The sequence below is a fragment of the Streptomyces prasinopilosus genome, from assembly GCF_001419695.1.
GTDB lineage: Bacteria > Actinomycetota > Actinomycetes > Streptomycetales > Streptomycetaceae > Streptomyces > Streptomyces prasinopilosus.
Window position 1 is genome coordinate 1 of sequence record NZ_LIRG01000877.1, and the last position, 1,524, is coordinate 1,524.

The 1,524-nt window shown below is 74.4% G+C and carries 3 protein-coding genes; 1 reads left to right on the plus strand and 2 read right to left on the minus strand.

Going from position 1 to position 1,524, the window contains the following annotated elements:
• The first annotated feature begins 116 nt into the window (after nucleotides 1-116).
• Nucleotides 117-605, plus strand: coding sequence for an alpha/beta hydrolase (locus tag AOK18_RS35210; protein WP_107100373.1), 489 nt, complete (start codon nucleotides 117-119; stop codon nucleotides 603-605).
• A 49-nt stretch (nucleotides 606-654) separates the two neighbouring features.
• Here the strand turns inward: AOK18_RS35210 and AOK18_RS27915 are convergent, their stop codons facing one another.
• Both AOK18_RS27915 and AOK18_RS27920 read right to left on the minus strand, forming a co-directional pair.
• Nucleotides 655-1,041 (minus strand): VOC family protein, encoded by a 387-nt coding sequence (locus tag AOK18_RS27915; protein ID WP_055696129.1) that lies wholly within the window; start codon nucleotides 1,039-1,041, stop codon nucleotides 655-657.
• Nucleotides 1,038-1,331, minus strand: a complete 294-nt coding sequence (locus AOK18_RS27920; RefSeq protein ID WP_055572380.1) for an ArsR/SmtB family transcription factor — start codon at nucleotides 1,329-1,331, stop codon at nucleotides 1,038-1,040. The genes AOK18_RS27915 and AOK18_RS27920 overlap by 4 nt, the downstream gene beginning before the upstream one ends.
• Nucleotides 1,332-1,524 lie beyond the last annotated feature (193 nt).

Consider the following 1,524-nt stretch of genomic DNA (forward strand, 5'->3'; position numbering starts at 1 on the left):
CGTGGCCTCCTGCGGCAGATGCGGCGCGAGCCGCGCGAAGGACACCTCGTCCGCTCCCCGCCCGTGCAGGGCGACGACCAGCGCCGCACCTGCCGCAGGAGGCCACGGCGGCCTTCGTGCGCGCCCCGCTGGCCGAGGGCGGCGGATACGCGTGGTTCGCCAACCGGGGCGTCGGACGCCCGCTGCCGGACTCCCTCGCGGCCACGGCCGACTGGCTCCTCGGCTGGCTCGGCACCGAGGCCGCCGGTCACACGTCGGTCTCGCTCCTCGGCTTCTCCGGCGGCATGGCCATGGCGGGCGGCCTGCTGCTCGCCCGCCCGGAGCGGTTCGCCGCCGCCGTCCTCCTGTCCGGCACCCTGCCGTGGGACGCGGGCCTGCCCGAGGAACGGGGCCGCCTGGCCGGGGTGCCGGTCTTCTGGGGCCGGGACGTCGCCGACCGGGTCATCCCCGCCGACCTCGTCGCCAGGACGGGCACCTGGCTCCGCGAGGACTCCGGCGCCCGCCTCGAGGAACGCCGCTACCCGGGCCAGGGCCACGGCATCTCCCTCCCGGAGCTCGCGGACGCCTCGGCCTTCCTGCGCCGCGCGTGGGAGGGCGCGGTCTGAGGGGCGCGGCCCGGGGAAGGGGACGCGCCGCCGGCCCTCCTCCGGGTGCCTACGCGCCGTGCACGATCTGGACCAGGTTGCCGCAGGTGTCGTCCAGGACCGCGGTGGTGACCCGGCCCATCTCCAGCGGCTCCTGGGTGAACCGCACCCCCAGCCCGCGCAGCCGGTCGAACTCCGCGTGGACGTCGTCCACGGCGAAGGAGAGGGCCGGGATGCCGTCCTCGGTCAGCCCCGCCTTGTACGCCGCCACGGCGGGGTGGCGGGAGGGTTCGAGCAGCAGCTCGGTTCCCCCGGGATCCTCCGCCGAGACGACGGTCAGCCACCGGTCCTCGCCCAGCGGGACGTCGTGCTTCTTCACGAAGCCGAGCACCTCGGTGTAGAAGCGCAGGGCCTCCTCCTGGTCGTCGACGAAGGCGCTGGTCAGATGGATCCTCATGGCGTGCTCTCCGGTCTGTCGGGTGTGAGCCACCGGGCCGCGATGTGCTCGAGGGGCCCGGTGTCCAGATCGTGGAACCTGTAGCGGCCCTGACGCCGCACGTGGACCAGTCCCGCGGACTCCAGGACGGCCAGGTGCTGGCTGACGGCCTGGCGGGACAGCCCCAGGCCGTGCTTGGTCACCAGCCGCGCGCATATCTCGAACAGCGTCTGGCCGTCCCGTTCCACCAGCTCGTCGAGGATGCGCCGACGCGTCGGGTCGGCCAGCGCCTTGAAGACGTCGTCCGCCATGACCGACACGATAGGCAAGTGACGGCTTGCCCATCAAGCGGAATCCGGTACGGAGGGAGACGGACGGGCGCGGGGCGGAGTCCGGCATCCCGCGTGTCCTCGGACGCCGGCTGAAGCGGTTCCGGGTCCGGGCGGGTCCGGAACGGCCCGTTCCGGACCCGCCCGGACCCGGAACCGCTTCAGCCGGCGTCCG